The sequence below is a fragment of the Herbaspirillum chlorophenolicum genome (genome assembly GCF_001189955.1).
GTDB lineage: Bacteria > Pseudomonadota > Gammaproteobacteria > Burkholderiales > Burkholderiaceae_D > Herbaspirillum > Herbaspirillum chlorophenolicum.
The window spans coordinates 45926-67950 of record NZ_LFLT01000026.1; the positions used below are offsets into that span (position 1 = coordinate 45926).

Consider the following 22025-nt stretch of genomic DNA (forward strand, 5'->3'; position numbering starts at 1 on the left):
CGCTTCCGCCCTACCGCACTGGCGTCACCACGATCCTGCGTTCTGTCTCCCGGACGATGGCCGCGCGCGAATACAGCAGCGGGAAATATTCGCCCTTGAGCCACTTGCCGGCCAGGTCGCGGTAATGCGGACTGTCCGGATCACCCGACTGCCCTGGCGAATTGACGGCCCAGGAGTTGTCCCAGCGCCCCACATCCACCACCACGCGGAACGACGGCCCATTGGTCTGGCGGAAGTCGCTCACACGGTAAGTAGACTGGTTCGGCGAATAGGCGCCGCCATGCTTGGGCAAAGGCCCCACATTCAATTTGGCGCGCGTGGCATCGTCCACCACGCCGGCCAGCGGATGCTCCATCAAGTTGTGGTGCAGCTTGCCCCATTGCCATTGCGCGGCATCGCTGCCCTGCAACTTGGCCATTTCCGCATAAGCCTCGCCCAGGCTGGAGAGCAATACCTGGTCGCGCCTGGCGCGCGCCTCGTTTTCCGTGGCGCCGAAAGCCGGCGCCGGATGCTCCAGCGTATCAAGCAGCACCGCCGTATCGGGTGCGCCCATTGCATCGGCGGCGGCCTTGCTCAGCACGGCGTACTTGAACGCTTTACCCAGATGGCGCGACAGCCAGACTTCGTACAAGGCCGGCTGGGCAGCGTCACTGCGCTCGACATCATCCCAATTGGCCAGCAAAGCCAGCGCCGCCCTGGTGTTGGCATCCTCGGACGATAACGGCTTGAGCAAAGCCCCCAGCCGGCGCGCCGGAATCGCCAGGTCGTCGTTCTGCAGCTTCATCGAGTCCTGCAGCGACACCTTGGGCAAACCGGCCAGTACCTCGCTGATGCGGGTAAAGCGCGAGTTGTTGGTCCACTCGAAGCCGAGCTTGCGTTCCTGGTAAGGATAGTCGTCCGGCAGGTTCATCTGGTTGGCCGAGGCGAACCAGCCCTGCTTCGGGTTGTAGGTCGACGGCAACTGGTCGCCGCGCCAGAAGCCGGCCCATTCATAGCGGCCGTCGCCCGGCACCGGCAGCAGTCCGTCCCAATTGGGACGCTTGGGCGCCAGCCCGCCCGGCACCCAACCGATGTTGCCCTTGACGTCGGCATACACCTGGTTCTCGGTAGGCGCGCCCCAGTTCAGCATCGAGCGCTTGAAGCCGGCAAAATCGCGCGCACGCATGTAGTCGATGCTGCCGAAATAAGGCGACATGCCCAGCTCCAGCCAACCCGAGCGCACCGCATAGGCCCGGTTCTTTTCCTTATCGACGTAGATCACCGGGCCATGCCGCGTAAACATCAGATCGGCGACGGACGGCGCGCCGTTCTTCACCCTCACCGGTTCATGCAGCACCCTGAATGGTTCCCAGCCGCCCTGGTACTTGTACTCGTTGGGATTGGCCGGGTTGAGCTCGTACACGTAGAGGTCTTCCTGGTCGATGTTGAAGATGGTCAGGCCAAAGGCGATAGTGCCGTTGTGGCCGATCGAGATACCCGGCAGCGCCGGCTCGCCAGCGCCGATCACATCCATCCCGGGCGCATGCAGATGGGCAATGTAGCGCAGCGACGGCGCGGAATACGCGCGGTGCGGATCGTTGGCCATGATGGCGCGGCCGGTCGCCGACTTGGATGGCGCCACCACCCAGTTGTTGCTGCCTTCGGTGGTTTCTTCCGGATTGGCCGCCAATGCCAACCGCACCAGCCGGCCATCATCGGCATTGGATGCGCTCAGGCTTTCCTTCGTGATTTTCACGCCTTGCGTCGCCAGCGTGAACACCTTCAGCAAATCCTTGGGCAGGCAAGGATCGAGCCCCTCCGGCATCTGCGCAGTCCACTTCGGCGTCAGCCCGAAACGCACCTCGTCGGACTTGAGGTCGGCCGCGCAAGCAACCTTGGCGCGCGCCACTTCGCTCAGCAGATTGCGCGTCAAGCCGTGGCTGCGGATACGCACCACATCTTCGGCTTGCCACTTGGCCGGCGAATAACCGAGCTGGCGGAACTCATAAGGCAGCTTGTCCGGATGCTGGCCAACGTAGTCGATATAGGCGTTGATGCCTTCGACAAAAGCCTGCGCCACCTGCTCCGAATCCTTGCCGTAGGATGCCCATTCGCGCCGCATGTCGCCGCGGTAGAGGAACAGGCGGGTGGCCTTGTCCTGCGCCAGATAGGCCGGACCGAACACTTCCGACAATTGGCCCAGCCCGCGCCGGCGCCACAAGTCGATCTGGAACAGGCGATCACGTGCGGCGTTGAAGCCCTGCATGAAGAAGGCATCGCGCTGGCTGGCGGCGAAGATGTGCGGCACGCCCCAGCGATCGACCAGGATCTCGGCCTTTTGCTGCAGGCCGGGAATGGCCAGGGTTTCGGTGGAAGCGGAAGAAGGGAGTTTGGCGGATTGCGCGTCGCGGGCCTGCGACGCCGGCATGAATGCGAGGGGGATGGAACAGCCCAATGCGGCGGCGATGATGCCCGCCCGATGTTTCAATCTTGGCATCTCTGGTCTCCATTATCTGTTTTTATGGAGAACTCACTTTACAGGAAATGCCTTTCCAAAGCCCATTCCACATGCTCGCGCACCAGTGCCGACGGATGAGCCTGGCGCGCCTGCAGCGCGGCGACGATGCCCGCATCGCCTTTGGAGGCGGGCGATGCTGCGGCATTGCCCAAGCCAACGGCAAGATTGCGCAGCCAGCGTTCATGGCCGATACGGCGGATCGCGCTGCCTTCGGTATTTTTCAGGAATTCTTCCTCACTCCAGGCGAACAGTTCGACCAGGGCGGCCCGGTCGAGGCCGTGGCGTGGGTCGAAATCGGGCAGGCTGGCGCGCTGGGCAAACTTGTTCCAGGGGCAGTAGAGCTGGCAGTCGTCGCAACCGTAGATGCGGTTGCCGATCAGGGGCCGCAGCTCCAGCGGGATGCTGCCCTTGAGTTCGATGGTGAGGTAAGAGATGCAGCGCCGCGCATCCAGTTCATACGGCGCGACGATAGCCTGGGTCGGGCAGACATCGATGCAGGAGGTGCACTGGCCGCAGTGCGGCGTGACAGATTCGTCCACCGGCAGCGGCAAATCGGTCAGCATCTCGCCAAGGAAGAACATGGAACCGGCCTCCCGATGCAGCAGCAGCGTATGCTTGCCCCGCCATCCGAGCCCGGCCTTCTCGGCCAGCGCCACTTCCATGACCGGCGCCGAATCGGTGAACACGCGATAGCCGAAGGCCCCGATCTCGCCTTCGATCCGGGTGGCCAGCTGCTGCAGGCGCGAACGCAAGACCTTGTGGTAGTCGCGTCCGCGGGCATAGATGGAGACCTGCGCCGCCGCCGGATCGGCGCTGCGGGCCTCTTCGCCGGCCCGCCAGTCTTCGCCTTGCCCTGGCGCCGGCGACGGCAGGTAAGGCATGCGCACGCTGACCACCCGCACCGTACCCGGCACCAATTCGGCCGGACGGGCGCGCTTCATGCCGTGGCTTGCCATATAATCCATCTCGCCGTGATAGCCCTTGTCCAGCCAGGCCTGGAAGCCGGCTTCGCGATGCGAGAGATCGACGTCGGCGATGCGCACCTCGGCAAACCCGAGTTCGCGGCCCCAGGCTTTGATGGCAATGGCAAGTGCGGCTAGATCGGTCATGTACCATGAGAGTCTGTTTATGGTCTCGCTCGGGGCCGCTCAAATGCCCTTTCAGGCGGTCTGCGGCGTTGCAAAGCCTCGCCGGGCCAACCGGCCCGGCTACGTTTTGCGCCTTGCATCCCATCCTGAAATGACATTTGATCAGCTCCCAGCGAGACCATAAACAGACTCTAAAAATCGGAAATCAAGTTTGAGCATGCAACTCCACCTCCCCGACGAAGCCGCCACCGCCAGACTGGGCGCCGACCTGGCCCATGTGCTGGTACCCGGCCTGGCGCTGTACCTGCATGGCGACCTGGGCGTCGGCAAGACGGCGCTGACGCGCGCGCTGCTGCATGCTGCGGGCCACCAGGGACGGGTAAAGAGCCCCACCTATACGCTGGCAGAACCTTATGAGGTCAAGATTGCAGAGCGCATGGTAACAGTCATCCACTTCGATCTCTACCGGATGGCCAGCCCGGAGGAGTTCCTGGATGCGGGATTTCGTGAACATTTCAACGAAAATACCGTCTGTATCGTCGAATGGCCCGAGAAAGGCGAAACAGTGTTGCCGCCGCCGGACATTCACATCAGCCTGATGCTCGCACAGCACGGGCGTGATGTAGAATTACGTGCGTTGTCTGACAAGGGTCATCAATGCCTCGCTCGACTGAAATTCGCTCCGAACCTGTAAAGTCCAAAAGCCGCCGCACCATCCTCAAAGCTGGCGGTGTCCTCTTCGTCTCCGTCGTCACCCCGCTGCCCGCCTGCGCTTCGCAGATCCTGGCCGTGCGCGTGTGGCCGTCCGACGATTACACCCGCGTAACGCTGGAGAACGACAGCGACCTCAAGGTCACCCACTTCGTGGTGAAGGATCCGGAACGCCTGGTGGTCGATATCGAAGGCATCGACTTGAACAGCACCCTGAAGGACCTGGTCGCCAAGATCCAGCCCAATGATCCGTATATCAAGCAGGTGCGCGTGGGCCAGAACCGTCCGAGCGTGGTGCGCCTGGTGTTCGACCTGAAGGATGAAATCAAGCCGCAGGTGTTCACGCTGGCGCCGGTGGGCGAATACAAATACCGTTTCGTGATCGATCTCTATCCGGCCAACCCGCCGGACCCGATCGCGGCGCTGATCCAGAAAGGCGACTGGTTCAAGGAAGCCCCGCGCGACCCCGCGCAAGCCCAGATACCGGCGCAACCCGAGCCGGCCCCACTGGCAGAAGCCAAGCCGCTGCCCGAGGAAAAGCCGGACAAGAATCCCAAGGTGGCGCAAGACGAGCCGCGCATGCAGCTCACGCGCATGATCACCATCGCGCTCGACCCCGGCCACGGCGGCGAAGACCCCGGCGCCACCGGCGCGCGCGGCAACCGCGAGAAGGACGTGGTGCTGTCCATCGCCAAGCGCCTCAAACGCAAGATCGAGCAATACCCCAACATGCGCGTGATGTTGACGCGCGACGCCGACTTCTTCGTGCCGCTGGGCCAGCGCGTGGTCAAGGCGCGCAAGGTGCAGGCCGACCTGTTCGTCTCGATCCACGCCGATGCCTTCGTACAGCCCACCGCACGCGGCTCCTCGGTGTTCGCGCTGTCCGAAAAGGGCGCCAGCTCCACCGCAGCGCGCTGGCTGGCCAACAAGGAAAACTCGGCCGACCTGATCGGCGGCGTCAACATCAAGACCCATGACCGGCAACTGGCCAGCGTGCTGCTGGACTTGTCGACCACGGCCCAGATCAACGACAGCCTGCGCGTGGGCAATGCGGTGCTCAAGGAAATCGGCGGCATCAATCGCCTGCACAAGGGCGCGGTGGAACAGGCCGGCTTCGCCGTGCTGAAGGCGCCTGACATCCCCAGTATCCTGATCGAAACGGCTTTCATCTCCAACCCTGAAGAAGAAGCCAAGCTGACCGACGAGCGTTACCAGGACCAGATGGCCGACGCCATCCTGACGGGCATCCGCAAGTATTTCGCCAAGAACCCGCCACTGGCCAAGAACAAGCTGACCTGATCCGGCGCCATCAATCAAAAGCCCCGGGCTGCATTGCAGTACCGGGGCTTTTTGTATGCCGAAGCGGGAGCCGTCAGGCGTTGCTGACCTTGCGCTTGCCGCGCAGCTTGCGCCACACCTGCCAAAGGGCGCCCAGCACGATGGGGATGATGGCGCCGACGATGCCGATGATGACCAAGCAATTCAGGTTCTCCTGCACCAGCGGGATATTGCCAAACAAATAACCCAACACGACCAGGCTGACCACCCACAAGAAGGCGCCCAGGATGTTGAACAACTGGAATTTGGCGAAGGTCATGGCCGAAACGCCGGCAATGAATGGGGCGAAAGTGCGGACGATAGGAGTGAAGCGGGCGATCACGATGGTCTTGCCGCCGTGTTTCTCGTAGAAGGAGTGGGTCTTTTTCAGCGCCTCGGGATTGAGCCACCGGTAATGATGGGTATAGACCCGGTGGCCTACCAGCGAACCTATCCAGTAATTGAGAGTGTTGCCGGAAATGGCCGCCACGATCAGCAACACCATCAGAACCCAGATATTCATGGCGCCGGTGGCACAGAACGTACCGGCGATGAACAACAGCGAATCTCCTGGCAGGAATGGCAACACCACCAGGCCGGTCTCGCAGAAGACGATCAGAAAAAGCACTGCATAAATCAGGGGACCGTACTGCTCAATCAGAACACCAAGGTATTTATCGACGTGGACCAGCACGTCCAGCAACTGCAGATAATCCATAAGCCTAATCGTCCCGATTACATCGCCAGTCGGCGTCCCGTGCCGTACGGCCAAGGGACTGCTCACATTTCCCTGATGACAACACTACCCGATGGCGAGTAATAACCTCATCACGACGGGCCATCATACACCATCGTTTCCCCTGTTTTTGGACTACATTGAATCGGAACCGGCAAGCGCCGCCGACAGCGCTTTGGTGTCCCTTTGCGTCGCCCGTTCACAACGCTGCCCGGGCAAAAATAGTGCGCATAACGCACCCTATTTCACAAATTACCGTACGAACTCTTCAGAACGGTCGTACGTCGACCGATAACAAGCATGGCATTCATGTATAGGAGCTAACTGTCACGACATAAAACAAGGGGGAAGACAAAAATGAACATCAGTTTAAAAAATACGAAGATCGGCATCCGTCTCGCCATGGGCTTCGCCGTCATGGTGGTACTACTGGTGGGTATCGGCACGCTGTGCCTGTCGCGCATGGCCGATCTCAATCGCCAGATGCATAACGTGACGCAAGGGGCCTATCCCAAAACGGTCCTGGCCAACGACATCATCCTGCAAGAAAACATCATCCTCCGCTCCACGCGCAACCTGCTCCTGATGACCGACCAGGAACAGTTGAAACAGCAACAGGAAGCGATTTTCGCTTCGATCAAAAAGATCGCCAGCGACATGGATGGCCTGGACAAAACCATCTCCAGCGCCAAAGGCCGCACCCTGTTTACTGCCATCCAGCAGGTACGCGCCGCCTATATCGCCGGCAGCGACAAAGTGACGCAACTGATCAAGGACGGCAAGCGCGAAGAAGCCATCGCCGCCATGTATGCGCCGGCCGAACAAAGCCTGCGCCTGAGTTATCTGGGCAAGGTCGCCGAACTGGTTCTCTATCAGGACCAGCTCATGCGCGACGCCGCCGATGCCGTGAGTGCGCAATATGAACAGGCGCGCGACCTGACCCTGGGCCTGGCGGCGATGGCCATCCTGTTCGCCGTGGCGGTGGCATACAGGCTCACCCGCAGCATCACCCGGCCGCTCAACCACGCGGTGCAACTGGCGCGCACTGTCGCCGACGGCGACCTGACCAGCCATATCGAAGCAACCAGCCGCGACGAGACCGGCCAGTTGCTGCAAGCGCTGCACACCATGAACGGCAACCTGCAGAAAATCGTCGCACAGGCCAGGCAAGCCACCGACACCATCCATACCGCCTCCGGAGAAATCGCCACCGGCAATCTCGACCTTTCCTCTCGCACCGAGGAGCAGGCCGGATCGCTGGAAGAAACCGCCTCGGCCATGGAAGAACTGACCTCGACGGTGCGCCAGAATGCCGACAATGCGCGCCAGGCCAACCAGTTGGCCGCTTCCGCTTCCGAGGTCGCGCGGCAGGGCGGCAGCGTGGTCGGTGAAGTGGTGCAGACCATGAACTCGATCAATGCGTCGTCGAAGAAGATCGTCGACATCATCAGCGTGATCGATGGCATCGCCTTCCAGACCAATATCCTGGCGCTGAACGCCGCCGTCGAAGCCGCGCGCGCCGGGGAACAAGGCCGCGGTTTTGCCGTAGTGGCGTCCGAAGTGCGTTCGCTGGCCCAGCGCAGCGCATCGGCGGCCAAGGAAATCAAGGCGCTCATCGACGATTCCGTCGACAAGGTGAGCAATGGCAGCAAGCTGGTCGAACAGGCGGGCGTCACCATGAGCGAAGTCGTGACCAGCGTGCAGCGGGTCACCGACGTGGTGGTGGAAATTTCCGCCGCCAGCCAGGAGCAAAGCGCCGGTATCGAACAAATCAACCATGCCATCACGCAGATGGACCAGACCACCCAGCAAAACGCGGCGCTGGTCGAACAAGCTGCCGCCGCAGCCCAGGCGTTGCAGGATCAGGCCCACCGCCTGACCGAGGTGGTCAGCGTGTTCAAGATCGAAGGCATGGCGACCGGCATCTCCACCCTGCCCGTCGCACGGCCCATTCCTTCCAGGGCACCGGTACGCGCGCTGGCGCAAGCCCGGCCGGTGCCCGCCAGGCCTCAGGCCGTGAAACTGGAAAAAACCTCCCAAAAACCACCGCTCCCGACAACGAACATAGCGTCCGGCGACGACGGCAACTGGGAACAATTCTGACAGGAAACTACCGGCCGGCCGCAACCGGCCGGCAACAAAAGCATTCAACAGGACAGGCCAGAAAAAACGGCATATGATCAAGCACAACAGCGCACAACCGGGGCCCGCGTCGTTTCCGCCATACCAAAGGGGGATAGATAGGATGCATAACCATGAGCCGTTCATCGGGGAACTGAACCGCAGACATTTGTCGGGAGACGAGCGGGACGCGCTGCTGGCCGCTCTTTCGCGTTCGATGGCGATGCTCGAATTCGCCGCCGACGGCACATTGCTCGACGCCAACGACAACTTCCTGCGCCTGCTGGGCTACCGGCGGGATGAACTGGTCGGCCAGCATCACAGCATGCTGTGCGACGCCACCTACACCACCACCGGGCACTACCAGCAATTCTGGCAACACCTGCGCTCCGGGGAGATCATTTCCGGCACGCTGCAGCGCATTCGCGCCGACGGCTCCACACTTTGGCTGGAAGCGATCTGCAGCCCCATCCTGGACGACAACGGCCAGTTGCAGAAAGTGATTTCGGTAGCGGCCGACATCACCGCCCATATCGATGACTCGCGCCAGACCCACAGCGTGCTCAATGCGCTGAACCGGTCGCTGAGCGTGGTCGAACTGTCGGCCGAGGGCATCATCCTCAATGCCAACAGCAATTACCTCAAGACCATGGAATACCTTGCCGACGAACTGATCGGCAAGCCGCACAGCACCCTGTGCTATGACGACTACGCCAACAGCCCGGAATATGCCGCCTTCTGGCGCGACGTCTGCAACGGCCGCTTCTTCTCCGGCCGCTTCCTGCGGCGCGCGCGCAACGGCCGCGCGGTATGGTGGGAGGCCACTTACTCGCTGGTGCTCGACGCCCACGGCAACCCCGAGAAAGTCATCTGCATCGGCACCGACGTCACCTACCGGGTCACGCGCGAAGTCAGCGACCGCGAGCACCTCCACCTGCTCTCGCTGGGCATCAACGAAACCGACAACGCCGTCATCATCACCGACGACCAGAACCGCATCGTGTTCCACAACATCGGCTTCACCCGCATGCTCGGTTTCCAGGCAAGGCAAGTGATCGGGGAAAGGCCGCACGAACTGTTCGCCGACCATCCCAGCTTTGTGCGTTCGATCGAGCGCTGCCACGACGAACTCCTGCAAGGACGCAGTTTCCATACCGAAGAACTGATCCACGACATGCACGACCAGCCGCTATGGATGTCGGCGGTGGTCAACCCGATCCTCGACGCATCGGGAAAACTGATCAACGCGGTATGCGTGATGACCGACATCACCAACACCAAGGTGCACGAGGTGCTGCAATACCGCGTACTCAACGCCATGGCGCGCGACTCTTCGCTGACCGAGCAGATGAACCTGCTATGCGAAGAAGTGGAGCGGGTGGCGCCGGAAGTGGTCGCCTCCATCCTGCGGGTAGACGAGCAAGGCAAGCTGCATACCCTGGCCGGCCCCAGCCTGCCTGACTTTTATAACCGCGCGCTGGACGGCATCCCGGCCGGCCCCAGTGTCGGCGCTTGCGGCACCGCCGCGTTCCTGGGCGAGCCGGTCGTGTGCTCCGATATCGAGAACGATCCGCGCTGGGCCGACTACAAGCACCTGGCCCTGCCCAATGGGCTGCGCGCCTGCTGGTCGACGCCGGTCAAATCATCCGATGGCAAGGTCATCGGGACCTTCGCCTTCTACTTCCGCGAACCCCGTACGCCCAGCGCCTTCCACCAACTGCTGGTGGATGCCGGCCTGCACCTGTGCGCACTGGCCATCGAGCGTGAAGCCTCGCGCGCGCGCATCCACCAGTTGGCCTTCTACGATTCGCTGACCGGCCTGCCCAACCGCAGCCTGCTGCTGGTCCAGGCCGGGCAGGCAATCGCCGCCGCCGAACGCAGCCGCGGTACGGTGGCAGTGATGTTTATCGACCTGGACCGTTTCAAACAAGTCAACGATTCGCTCGGCCACCAGGCCGGCGACGAACTGTTGCGCACGGTCGCCACCCGGCTGCAGTCGCAAGCGCGGCGTTCCGACATCGTCGGCCGGCTGTCCGGCGACGAGTTCGTGGTGGTGTTTACGCAATATGACAGCAACCACCTGGCCGAAGTCGTCAAACGCGTCCAGGAAAAATTGTCCCAGCCCTGCCATATCAACGGCACGCTGCTTAATCCATCCGCCAGCATCGGGGTGGCGATGTTCCCCGACAACGGCAACGACATCGAGACCCTGCTGCATCGCGCCGACATTGCGATGTACCAGGCCAAAGCCGTCAATCGCGGCCGCCACAGCTTTTTCAGCGACGAGATGAACAGCCTGGCGCAAGAACGCCTGGCGCTGGAAAGCGCCTTGCGGGATGCCTTGCGCGGCGGCGACTTCGAACTGCATTACCAACCGCAGATCCACCTGCAAGACAACCACCTGCACGGCGTGGAAGCGCTGGCGCGCTGGCAGCATCCGCAACTGGGCAACGTCTCGCCGGGCCGCTTCATTCCGATTGCCGAGGAATGCGGCCTGATCGGCGAACTGGGCAAATGGGCGCTGGAGGAAGCCTGCTTCCAGCTCTCCGACTGGCGCCGGCGCGGCATCAAGGTGCCATCGGTCTCGGTCAACCTCTCCGCCACCAATTTCCATGACCTGGAGTTGCCGCAATTCCTGACCAGCCTCTTGCAGCGCTACTCGCTGTCGCCGTCCGACCTCACCATCGAGATCACGGAAACCGTGCTGATGGACACCAACCCCAGCACCAACCAGACCATCGCTGCGGTGGATGCGCTGGGCGTGCCGCTGGCCATGGACGACTTCGGCACCGGTTATTCCAGCCTGGGCTACCTGCGCAAGCTGCCGGTTTCCGAACTGAAGCTGGACCAGAGCTTCGTGCGCGACATGGCCAAGGATGCCGCCGTGAGCGCGCTCACCAACGCCGTCATCCGCATCGGCGAAAGCCTGAAGCTGACCGTGGTGGCAGAAGGGGTGGAAGACATCGACCAGTATGAATTACTAATCCAGCAAGGCTGCGATGTGGCCCAAGGCTATTATTTTTCGCGCCCGTTGTCCGCTGACGACCTGGAGAACTGGATCCGCGATTTCATGGCGGGCAAGAGCAGCTACTACAGCGGGAAATCGTAATCGGCCGCGGCAAACCCGCCGCACCTGACTGACACAGAACGGCAACTTTCAGCCGCGCAAAAAAATATTGCGCGAGCTCATGCGCGATAAGAAAAAGATTGAATTTGATATTCAATCCAATATGCATTGAAGAAGAAAGTGATCAATTCTTCACTATCGATGACAATATGAAATATCAAAAAAATAATGTCCTCGCTGGAAAAACAACAGGCCAGGAAAATGTGGGCGCAAACATCAAAAGTATTTAGAACAGAGCAAAAACCTGTCGATATACTTCTGCCTTCCCCAGCAAATCCAGAGACGTAAACGTAACCGCCAGGATCCACAGCCTGGCCGCTTCCTGTATTGTTGCCGTCAGCCTGTCGCAGAACATGGCTGGCAAGTTCCAGAACGCGCTATACCGGCATCTTGCGAAGATGTCCACGGGTTACCGATTGCGAGATGCAAGGCATTCCAGTCGGCGTTGACACGGCGCCCTCTTTCTCTTGGTTCAACAACAAAAAGATCATGTCCATCGATACCTTTTCTCCGGCGCACCGCGCTTCCATATTGAACCGATCTATCGGTACAAAACTTACCGCCTTGACCGTGGCCCTGGTCGGCGTCGTCTTCATCATCGCGCTGATGCTCATTACCTATTCGGCCTCGCGCATGGTCGAGAAACGTTCGATCGAACAAATGTCCAACGAGACGCGCAGCGTGTCGCACATGGTCGGCATGTTCGACCATACCGTCACCAGCCAGGTCGACCGTTTTTCCACCATGTTCGGCAATGAGTTCGCTGGCAAATTCACGCTCGACGAAGGCCGCACCATCCAGATCGGCGACCGCGCCACTCCGGCGCTGCAAAACGACGGCCACGATCTCAATCTCGACTTCACCATTCCCGACCGCTTCACCGCCGAAACCGGCGTGAGCGCCACCATCTTCGCCAAGACCGGCGACGATTTCGTGCGCGTATCGACTTCCCTGAAGAAAGAAAACGGCGAGCGCGCCATCGGCACCCTGCTCGACCGCGCCCATCCCGGCTATGCGGCGCTGAAGGCCGACAAGGCCTACAGCGGCCTGGCCACGCTCTTCGGCAAGCAATACATCACCAAGTACGTCCCGATAAAAGATGCGGCCGGCCAGATCATCGGGGTGCTGTACGTCGGCATCGACATTTCGCCTGACATCAAGGCCCTCAAGGACCAGATCAAGGCGCTCAAGATCGGCGACACCGGTTTCTTCTATGTGCTTAACGGCAAAGAAGGCAAAGAGCTGGGCACGATGATTGCCGGCGCCCCGCGCGAAGACAAGGAAGAAGGCGCCAGCCTGCTCGACCTGAAGGACGCCGCAGGCAACAGCTATATCAAGGCCTTGCTGGAACAAAAGGAAGGCGCGCAACACTACACCGCCCTCGACGGCCGCAAGAAAATCATCGCCCTCGCCCGCTATCCGGGCTGGAACTGGGTGATCGCCGGCGAAGCCTATGTCGATGAGATCACGCGCGAAGTCGATTCGATGCGCAAGCTCTACATCGGCGGCGGCCTGCTGTTCCTGGCAATCCTGGGCCTGATCCTGAGCTTGCTGGTGCGCCGCATGGTCTCGCGTCCGCTGGACGCGGTCTGCCAGGCCGCCGACCGCATCGCCGGGGGCGACCTGACGACGCGCCTGCACGTTACGCGCGGCGACGAGATCGGCCGCCTGATGCAATCCTTCAACGGCATCAGCGAGGGCTTGTCGGAAGTGGTAGCCAGCGTGCGCGCCGGCACCGAGGAAATCAATACCGCCGCCAGCGAAATCGCGGCCGGCAACCTCAACCTGTCTTCGCGCACCGAACAGCAGGCCGGCGCGCTGGAAGAAACCGCCTCGGCCATGGAAGAACTGACCTCAACGGTCAAACAAAACGCCGCCAACGCGGTGCAGGCCGACCAGCTGTCCAGTTCGGCATCGGCCATCGCCGGCCAGGGAGGCAACGTGGTCGGCCAGGTGGTGGAAACCATGAATGCAATCAACACCTCCTCGCAAAGGATCGTCGACATCATCAGCGTGATCGACGGCATCGCCTTCCAGACCAACATCCTGGCGTTGAACGCCGCAGTCGAAGCGGCGCGCGCCGGCGAGCAGGGCCGCGGCTTCGCGGTGGTGGCCACCGAAGTGCGCACGCTGGCGCAACGCAGCGCCACCGCCGCCCGGGAGATCAAGGAACTGATCGATGCGTCGGTCCACACGGTGGGCGCCGGCGGCAAGCTGGTGGAGCAGGCCGGCGCCACCATGGGCGACGTCGTGGCCAGCGTGCAGCGCGTCTCCACCGTGATCAACGAAATCACCACCGCCAGCCGCGAGCAGAGCGAGGGCATCGACCAGATCAACCGCGCCATCGCGCAAATGGACGAGAGCACCCAGCAAAACGCGGCCCTGGTCGAGCAGGCGGCAGCCGCTGCGCAATCGCTGCAGCAGCAAGCCCAGCATCTGGCGGCTGCGGTCAGCGCATTCCGTATCTGACCGGTAACCTAGGGCAACGCCCTGCCCTGGGCCCGGCGTCGCCTGCGGCGGTATAATCCTGCCATGAATGCACCGCTTTCCTCATCCCCCACGACACCCTCGTCCCAGCCCGCCTATCGCCCCATCCAGGCCCTGCCGGATCAGTTGATCTCGCAGATCGCCGCCGGCGAGGTGATCGAGCGCCCGTCTGCGGTGGTCAAGGAATTGCTGGAAAACGCGCTGGACGCAGGCGCCTCACAAATCACGGTGCGCCTGGAGCAAGGCGGCGTCAAACGCATCGCCATCACCGACAACGGCCGCGGCATTCCGCCCGACCAGTTGCCGCTGGCGCTGGCGCGCCATGCCACCTCCAAGATCGCCTCGCTGACCGACCTGGAAAACGTCGGGACGCTGGGTTTTCGAGGCGAAGCGCTGGCCTCGATTGCCTCGGTCGCGCAACTGACCGTCACCACCCGCACCGCCGACGCCGCCCATGCCTGGGAAATCATCGGCTCGCAGCACGGCGCCGTGTCGCCCGCCTCGGGCGCACAGGGCACCACCATCGACGTGCAGGACCTGTACTTCAATACACCGGCGCGCCGCAAGTTCCTCAAGTCGGAACAGACCGAATACGGCCATTGCGCCGAAGTCGTGCGCCGCATCGCGCTGGCCCGGCCGGATGTCAGTTTTTCGCTCTCGCACAACGGCAAGACCGTCGACCACTGGAACGTAGGCGAATTCGCCAAGCGCAGCGCCCATATCCTCGGCGACGAATTCGCCAACGCCCGCCTGCCGCTGGACGAGGCTGCCGGCCCGCTGCGCCTGCACGGTTTCGTCGGCCTGCCGACGGCCTCCAAGGCGCGCGCCGATGGCCAGTATTTCTATGTCAACGGCCGCTTCGTGCGCGACAAGCTGTTGACCCACGCGGTGCGCGCCGCCTACCAGGATGTGCTGCACGGCGACCGCTATCCCTCCTATGCGCTGTCGCTGGATCTCGACCCGGCGCTGGTCGACGTCAACGTCCACCCATCCAAGATCGAAGTACGTTTCCGCGACAGCCGCAGCGTGCACCAGTTCGTCTTCCATGCGGTCAGCCGCGCGCTGGCGCAGACATCGGCCACCTCCTTCGGCAACGCGCCGCCCCCGCAACTGCAGCAGCCGGCATCCGGCACACCGATGCCGTGGATACGCGAACAGCAGCAAGGATCGTTCGCCAACCAGTTCGCAGCAGAACCGGCAAAACCTTTTTCGTTCGGCGGAGGCGGTTTCGGCGTACGCCAGAATTCGGAAGCCTATGGCGCCATGTTCCGCGGCGACGCCGCCATGTCGCCGCAGTCCAGCCTTGGCGATACCCCAGCGCGCACGCAAGCACCGCAAGACCTGCCGGCCGGCGACTTCCCGCTTGGTTTCGCACTGGCGCAATTGCACGGCATCTATGTGCTGGCGCAAAACAGCGCCGGCCTGGTGGTGGTGGACATGCACGCCGCCCATGAACGCATCCTGTACGAGCAGCTCAAGACTGCGCTGGACGGCAACGAGATGTTCGTCCAGCCGCTGCTGATCCCGGTCACGTTCTACGCCGATGCGGTCGAAGTCGGCACCGCCGAGGAACACCAGGAGACGCTCTCGGCGCTGGGCTTCGACATCGCTGTCATGTCGCCCACCACCCTGGCCGTGCGCGCGGTGCCGGCGCTGCTGAAGAACGCCGACGCCCAGACGCTGGCGCGCGACGTGCTGCGCGACGTACGCGAATACGGCGGCTCGCGCGTGCTGCTGGAGCGCCGCAACGAACTGCTCGGTACGCTGGCCTGCCACACCGCCGTGCGCGCCAACCGCAGCCTGACCGTTCCCGAGATGAATGCCCTGCTGCGCCAGATGGAAGCCACCGAACGCGCCGACCAGTGCAACCACGGCCGGCCGACCTGGAGCCAGATGGCCCTGTCCGACCTGGACAAGCTCTTCCTGCGCGGCCAATAAGGATGGCAGCACGTCCCCTGGCCGTGGCCATCATGGGGCCGACCGCCTCCGGCAAGACCGCGGCGGCCCTGGAAATCGCCCGCCACATCCCCTGCGAAATCATTTCCGTCGATTCTGCCCTGGTCTATCGCGGCATGGATATCGGCACCGCCAAGCCCAGCCCACAGGAACTGGCCGAGGCGCCGCATCACCTGATCGACATCATCGACCCGGCCGACGCTTATTCGGCCATGCAATTCCGCCAGGATGCGCTGCGCCTGACCGGCGAGATCGCCGCGCGCGGCAAGCTGCCGCTGCTGGTCGGCGGCACCATGCTGTACTTCAAGGTGCTGCACGACGGCCTGGACGAACTGCCGCAGGCAGATCCCGCACTGCGCGCCCAACTGGATGAGGAAGCCGCACGCGTAGGCATGCCCGCCATGCATGCCAAATTGGCCACGCTGGACCCGGCCACGGCCGAACGCCTCAAACCCAATGACAGCCAGCGCATCCAGCGGGCCCTCGAAATCACGCTGCTGACCGGCCAGCCGATGTCATCCCTGCTATCGCAGAAAGAACCTGAACCGCTGCCCTTCGACCTGCTGCCGCTGGCGCTTGAACCCTCCGATCGCTCCGTGCTGCACCAGCGCATCGCCCTGCGTTTCGACCAGATGCTCAGCGGCGGCGGCCTGCTGGATGAAGTCAACGCCCTGCGCACGCGCGGCGACCTGCACCTGGGCCTGCCATCGATACGTTGCGTCGGCTATCGCCAGGCCTGGGAATATCTGGACGGCCTCATCGATTACGACACCATGCGCGAAAAAGGCATCGCCGCCACCCGCCAGTTGGCCAAACGCCAACTGACCTGGCTGCGCTCCATGCCGGACCGTATCGTCATCGATTGCAATGCCCCCGATGCCACGGAAAAGGTGCTGGATAAGGTGGAAAAGGCGCTGGTGACGCGCCAAGGGAGCTGAGCCGGCAAGAACACCAGGCTCCGGCAACAAAAGATGGCCGGTCCTATTGACATGGACCGGCAATACTTCTATAGTGTCGGGCTTGCTTCTGGTGATATAGCTCAGTTGGTTAGAGCACAGCACTCATAATGCTGGGGTCGGTGGTTCAAGTCCACCTATCACCACCAGACACTGATTCGAAGAAGTCCAGTCGAATCCAAAAGCCCGCCCAAACCAATGTTTGCGCGGGCTTTTTGTTTTTACCGCCGGGCTCGTTCGTTGACGGTTGATTTGCTCGCAGAATTGCCCCCTCTCCGCCTCCATTTGCCTCATCTTCCCACTGCCTTCCGAAGGCGGCGACACGGCTATATGATCCCTGCTCAAGACGCATCTGGCGACCCAGGATTAGTCGACTAAAAACACCTCACCATTGCCACGAAGAAACTACTTTTTTCTTCCGGCCTTTGACATTGAAACGCCTTGATTTTGGTTAGAATGCGAAAAAAATTCCAATTTATTCAGGCTCGAACTCATGCCCTCTCGATTCCGACGCAATAACAGAATATACAAAGCGCCTGAACAGAACCACACATCGTCACTGACGTGCGGGCGACTGAACATCTTAAGTTTGGCTTTGGCAGGAGCCTTCGCTGCCATGACACCGCCGCATGCCATGGCCGATACGATCGTGTCCAGTCCTCAATCCGCCATCGCAAACAGTAGCTTCAAACAAAACATCACCATCACCAGCACCGGCAAACTCAGCGGCTTCAGTACCGGCATCGCCAACTTCAACGCGGGCAGTATCGGCACGCTCAGCAACGACGGCACCATCCTCGGAAACCGGTGGGCGCTCTCGAACCTCACCAGCGTTGACACGATCAGCAACAACGCCACCGGTACGTTCAACGGGACGACCTATGGTATTTTCACCGGCGGCCTCAGTGGCAATGCGTACCATGCCACGATTGGTGCACTCAACAATGCCGGCACGATCAATGGCAACAGCTACGGCATCTACAACGGCAGCACGGGCAGTGGCACGAACAGTGGCGTGATTGGCTCGCTCAGCAACAGCGGCACCATCAGCGGCGCCACCGGCATCTACAACGCGCGTATCAGCACAATCAGCGTACTGACCAACAACGCCGGCGGCATGATCGCCGGCACGACCACCGGGATACGCAACCTCGGCACCATCACCAGCCTGAACAATAACGGCGGGTCAATCACCGGGGGCACCGGGATTGCCAACAACAACACCGGCACGATCGCCAGCCTGACGAACAGCGGCGTCATTTCCGCAGGCTCCGCGGGTATCCTCAATAATGGCAGCATCGGTTCCATCGGCAATGGCGGACACATCAACGCGCTGTATGCCATCAATAACGGCTCAGGCGGCACCATCAATACCCTCAGCAACAACGCTGGCGGGACCCTCTATGGCGCTACCGCCGGCATTCTCAACAACGGCATCATGGGCACCATCACCAATACCGGTACCGGCACCATTTCAGGCGGTACGGCCGGGGTGCAGAACGAAGCTGCCACGATCAGCCTGCTGTCCAACGCCGGCACCATCACAAGTACCGGCGTTGGTGTGAGCAACAAGTACAGCACCAGCATCGCGGGCATCGGCACGATCAGCGTCTTGTCCAACAGCGGGATGATCAGCGGCGCCATCGGGGTGTCCAGCAACATCGGTACGATCGGCACTATCGCCAACAGCGGCGTGATCAAGGGATCTACCTATGCCATCGACATTGCCGGCGGCGCCAGCCTGGGCGGAATTGCCAACAACGGCACCATCGCCGGCATCATCCGGGACCTGGGTACCACTCCATTGACCATCAGTGGCGGCAGTAATGCGACCTTCGGCACCTTGACCGGCTATAACGGCGCTATCGGCACCATCGTTGCGTCGAGCGGACTGGTCTTCAATGGCGGCAATCAACTGCTCAACGACAATATCACCGTCAATTCCGGTAACGGCACGGTCACCAATGCCTCAGGCGTCTTGCAGGTCAACAACCAGCTTACAGTCAATGGCAACTATTACCAGAATGCGGCCGCTACGCTGGCCATCGGCATCAGTGCCAATGCCGGCTCGCTTGGCGCCATCACCGATACCGGTTATGGCCGTTTGCTCATCAACGGCAACGCCACCATCGAATCCGGTTCCGGCGTGATGCTGAAGAAACTGACCACCTACAGCTACGCGGCCGGGCAACGTTTTGTGGTCATCCAGGCAAGCGGCAACAGCAACAACTACAACGCTTCCAGCCTGAACTACAGTGTCGCCGGCTATCTCGCCAGCGGCGCGGACGTGACGGAAACCATCAATGGCGTCGGTTACCACAACCTGGTGGTGACGATCACCGGCATCGACAGCGGCATTCCCACAGGCGGCTCCCCTACCAACAGCAATGCCGCCACCAACAGTAATGCCAGAGCCGCGCTCCATGGCCTGTTCAACTACGCCGGCGTCAATCAAGGCTTGCTTGACGTGTACAACCCGGCGCTGGCCATCAGCAATCCAGACCAGGCCAACCGGGCCGGTGCGCAGTTGAGTCCGGCGGCTACTGCCAATGCGGTGGTGGGGGCTTCCACGGCGGCGTTTAGTGCCGTACAGGGCGCGGCGGGTAATCGCATCGATGGCCTGCGTACCGCGCAAGCCGGCGCCAGCGGCATTGCCACCGGCGAGACCAGCCTCGATCCGGCCCTGTGGGGCCGCATCTTCGGGGGCCAGGCCAATCAGGGCACGCGTGACGGCATTGCCGGCTACCATGCCAATTATGGCGGCTTCTTGCTGGGCGGCGATGTGCAGGCACACCCGGACTGGCGCATCGGCGGCCTGTTCAGCTATGCCCATAGCAACATCGGCAATGACGGCGATAACAGCGGCAGCGGCGCGCAAGTCGACAGCTACGGCCTGACCGCCTACGCCGGCTACGACGGCCGCCCCTGGTATGTGAATCTGACGGCAGGCGTAACGCGGCAAATCGTCAGCACGAACAGGGCCATCGCTTTCAGCGGTTTTAATGGCACGGCCAATGGCTCATTCAACGGCCAGCTATTCAGCGCCACGGCGGAGGCCGGCTACCCGCTGGCATTCGGCAATGCGACGCTTACGCCGTTGACCGGCATCCGCTACAGCCGCCTGAAGCAGGACGCATACACCGAAACAGGCGGCAGTGGCGCTGCCTTGACGGTCAATGGCAGTTCTTACAGTTCGCTCAAAGGCGAAATCGGCGCGAAGTATGAGTACAGCCTGATGACCAGCTATGGCGCATTGACGCCCTTCGTGCGGCTGGGCTGGAACCATGAATTCCGCAACACTGCGTTGACCACCAGTGCAGCCTTTGCAGCGGATGCCTCCGGCAGCACCACCTTCACGACCCACGGTGCAAGTCCGTTGCGCAACACGGCAGCGCTATCGCTGGGTGCGACCCTGCTACGCAGCAGGAACCTGACTTTATCGGCGGGTTACACACTCGAAGGTACCAAAGGATACACCGCGCAAACAGGGAGCCTGACCTTGCGCTGGCAATATTAGGCCGCGCCTGATATTGCCGGCGACCGGCAAGAGCGCGACTTATTTCTGATAAGGCAATGCGGCTAATACATAGGAGATCAGTTTCCCAAGACTTGCCTCCAGTGGTTCCGATGCCGTATCGACCACGCACTCGGCCCGGTCAGGCGCTTCGTACGGCGCGCTGATGCCTGTGAATTCCCGGATTTCTCCTGCACGCGCCTTTTTGTACAAGCCCTTGGGATCGCGCGCCTCGCATGTCGCGAGGTCGGCCGCGACGTGAATTTCATGGAATCCCTGCTTGCAGCGCAAACGCGCCTGGGCGCGGTCGGCGCGATACGGCGAAATGAACGCCGTGATGCAGATCAGTCCGGCGTCTGCAAACAAGGCGGCCACTTCGCTCACGCGGCGAATGTTCTCGGTTCTGTCTTCCGGGCTGAAGCCCAGGTTGGCGTTCAGTCCACCGCGGATATTGTCGCCATCAAGCACGTAGCACGCATAGCCCAACTGCATCAGTGCCTGCTCCAGCGCCATTGCCAGGCTGGACTTTCCCGACGCCGACAAACCGGTCAGCCATAGCACCGCGCCATCGTGGCCGTAGTGGCGGCGACGGTCGGCGGCGGTCAGCGCATGCGCGGTTGCGGTCAGGTTGCGAGGGTTGGATGGCATGGTCATTTCCCCCCAGGGGCAGGCGCCGGTTGCGATGGCGCCTCTATTGTGGCCCACCAATCATCCGGCCCGGTGACTTTGCGGAAACCGTTGATGGCCAGATCGGATTCCTTCGGCACGCACAGCAAGTTGCACGAGATGATCGAGGGAAATGCATTGTGCGTGTTCCTCGCGAAATTGTCCGGATTGTAGAGCGTAGGCAAGTGCCAGTACATGTCATAGCCCAGTTCGTCGATCAAGGCGATCAGCGCCGCCGATTTTTCACGGCGGTCGTTTTCCACGTAGAGAAAAGGCCGATGTTGGCGGATCATCGCACGCGCCCCGCTCAGGACCTCATGCTCCATGCCTTCGACGTCAACCTTGAGCAGTTTGAGCGATGGCAATGCCAGTGCATCCAGACAGGTCACCGGCACCGGCTCCCCGATTTTTTCGTGCGACAGCGACAGCCCGCCGAAGTTGTTGACGGCGGCGTAGTTCAGCGGCGGGACATGCAACTCGCCGGCGCTGCCGCCTGCAGCGGCGTGATGCGTGTAAACATTGAACAGGCTGTTGAGCGCGACGTTAGCGCACAGCAATTGAAAAATCACGCGCTGCGGTTCGTAGGCGTGAACACGTCCCGCCGGGCCGACCAACTTCGCCAGATGGACCGTATGCGCACCGATATTGGCGCCGACTTCAACCACCATGTCGCCCGGGCGCACCATCTGTGCGAACAACACGGCCTCAAGCTCGCTGAACTCGCCGTACAAATCCAGGGAACGGCCGATGTACATGTCTTCCCGCAGGAACAGCAAAGGACCATGGCGGCATTGCTTGAGCATGGTTGGGGGCGCAGTCCCGGCATCAGGAGGAAGTGCAGTCATGTCT

General features: G+C 61.7%; 13 protein-coding genes and 1 tRNA gene. 9 read left to right on the forward strand and 5 right to left on the reverse strand.

The features are described from left to right. Positions 1-10: 10 nt before the first annotated feature. Positions 11-2407, reverse strand: coding sequence for a penicillin acylase family protein (locus AKL28_RS15840; protein WP_050469145.1), 2397 nt, complete (start codon positions 2405-2407; stop codon positions 11-13). Between the two features lie 107 nt (positions 2408-2514). Then, positions 2515-3606, reverse strand: a complete 1092-nt coding sequence (gene queG, locus AKL28_RS15845; protein WP_050469132.1) for a tRNA epoxyqueuosine(34) reductase QueG — start codon at positions 3604-3606, stop codon at positions 2515-2517. Between the two features lie 196 nt (positions 3607-3802). Between queG and tsaE the strand changes: the two genes are divergently transcribed. Continuing rightward, positions 3803-4279 (forward strand): tRNA (adenosine(37)-N6)-threonylcarbamoyltransferase complex ATPase subunit type 1 TsaE, encoded by a 477-nt coding sequence (tsaE, locus tag AKL28_RS15850; RefSeq protein WP_050469146.1) that lies wholly within the window; start codon positions 3803-3805, stop codon positions 4277-4279. Then, on the forward strand, positions 4243-5595 hold the full coding sequence (locus AKL28_RS15855; protein ID WP_050469133.1) for an N-acetylmuramoyl-L-alanine amidase: 1353 nt from the start codon (positions 4243-4245) through the stop codon (positions 5593-5595). The genes tsaE and AKL28_RS15855 overlap by 37 nt, the downstream gene beginning before the upstream one ends. 73 nt (positions 5596-5668) lie before the next feature. Here AKL28_RS15855 and AKL28_RS15860 read toward each other — a convergent pair whose 3' ends face one another. After that, complete coding sequence (locus tag AKL28_RS15860; protein WP_050469134.1) at positions 5669-6331, reverse strand: VTT domain-containing protein; 663 nt, start codon at positions 6329-6331, stop codon at positions 5669-5671. Between the two features lie 375 nt (positions 6332-6706). On the opposite strand from AKL28_RS15860, the gene AKL28_RS15865 reads away from it, so the two are divergent. The 7 genes from AKL28_RS15865 (at position 6707) to AKL28_RS15895 (ending at position 20513) form a co-directional block, all read left to right on the forward strand. Then, positions 6707-8452 carry a methyl-accepting chemotaxis protein gene (locus AKL28_RS15865; protein ID WP_082221521.1) on the forward strand — a complete coding sequence of 582 codons (1746 nt, stop codon included), beginning with the start codon at positions 6707-6709 and terminating at the stop codon, positions 8450-8452. Positions 8453-8594: 142 nt separating this feature from the next. Then, positions 8595-11579, forward strand: coding sequence for a sensor domain-containing protein (locus tag AKL28_RS15870; RefSeq protein WP_050469135.1), 2985 nt, complete (start codon positions 8595-8597; stop codon positions 11577-11579). Between the two features lie 507 nt (positions 11580-12086). Continuing rightward, on the forward strand, positions 12087-14066 hold the full coding sequence (locus AKL28_RS15875; RefSeq protein ID WP_050469148.1) for a methyl-accepting chemotaxis protein: 1980 nt from the start codon (positions 12087-12089) through the stop codon (positions 14064-14066). A gap of 63 nt (positions 14067-14129) precedes the next feature. Then, positions 14130-16022, forward strand: a complete 1893-nt coding sequence (mutL, locus tag AKL28_RS15880) for a DNA mismatch repair endonuclease MutL (RefSeq protein WP_174525391.1) — start codon at positions 14130-14132, stop codon at positions 16020-16022. A gap of 2 nt (positions 16023-16024) precedes the next feature. Next, positions 16025-16978, forward strand: coding sequence for a tRNA (adenosine(37)-N6)-dimethylallyltransferase MiaA (miaA, locus tag AKL28_RS15885; RefSeq protein WP_050469137.1), 954 nt, complete (start codon positions 16025-16027; stop codon positions 16976-16978). 90 nt (positions 16979-17068) lie between these two features. After that, positions 17069-17145 (forward strand) — tRNA-Met (locus AKL28_RS15890). Positions 17146-17612: 467 nt separating this feature from the next. Beyond that, a complete protein-coding gene (locus tag AKL28_RS15895; protein WP_231602461.1) occupies positions 17613-20513 on the forward strand; it encodes an autotransporter outer membrane beta-barrel domain-containing protein in 2901 nt (966 codons plus the stop codon). A 39-nt stretch (positions 20514-20552) separates the two neighbouring features. Here AKL28_RS15895 and cysC read toward each other — a convergent pair whose 3' ends face one another. After that, complete coding sequence (cysC, locus tag AKL28_RS15900) at positions 20553-21158, reverse strand: adenylyl-sulfate kinase (protein WP_050469150.1); 606 nt, start codon at positions 21156-21158, stop codon at positions 20553-20555. Positions 21159-21160: 2 nt separating this feature from the next. Then, positions 21161-22021, reverse strand: coding sequence for an FkbM family methyltransferase (locus tag AKL28_RS15905; protein ID WP_082221522.1), 861 nt, complete (start codon positions 22019-22021; stop codon positions 21161-21163). Positions 22022-22025 lie beyond the last annotated feature (4 nt).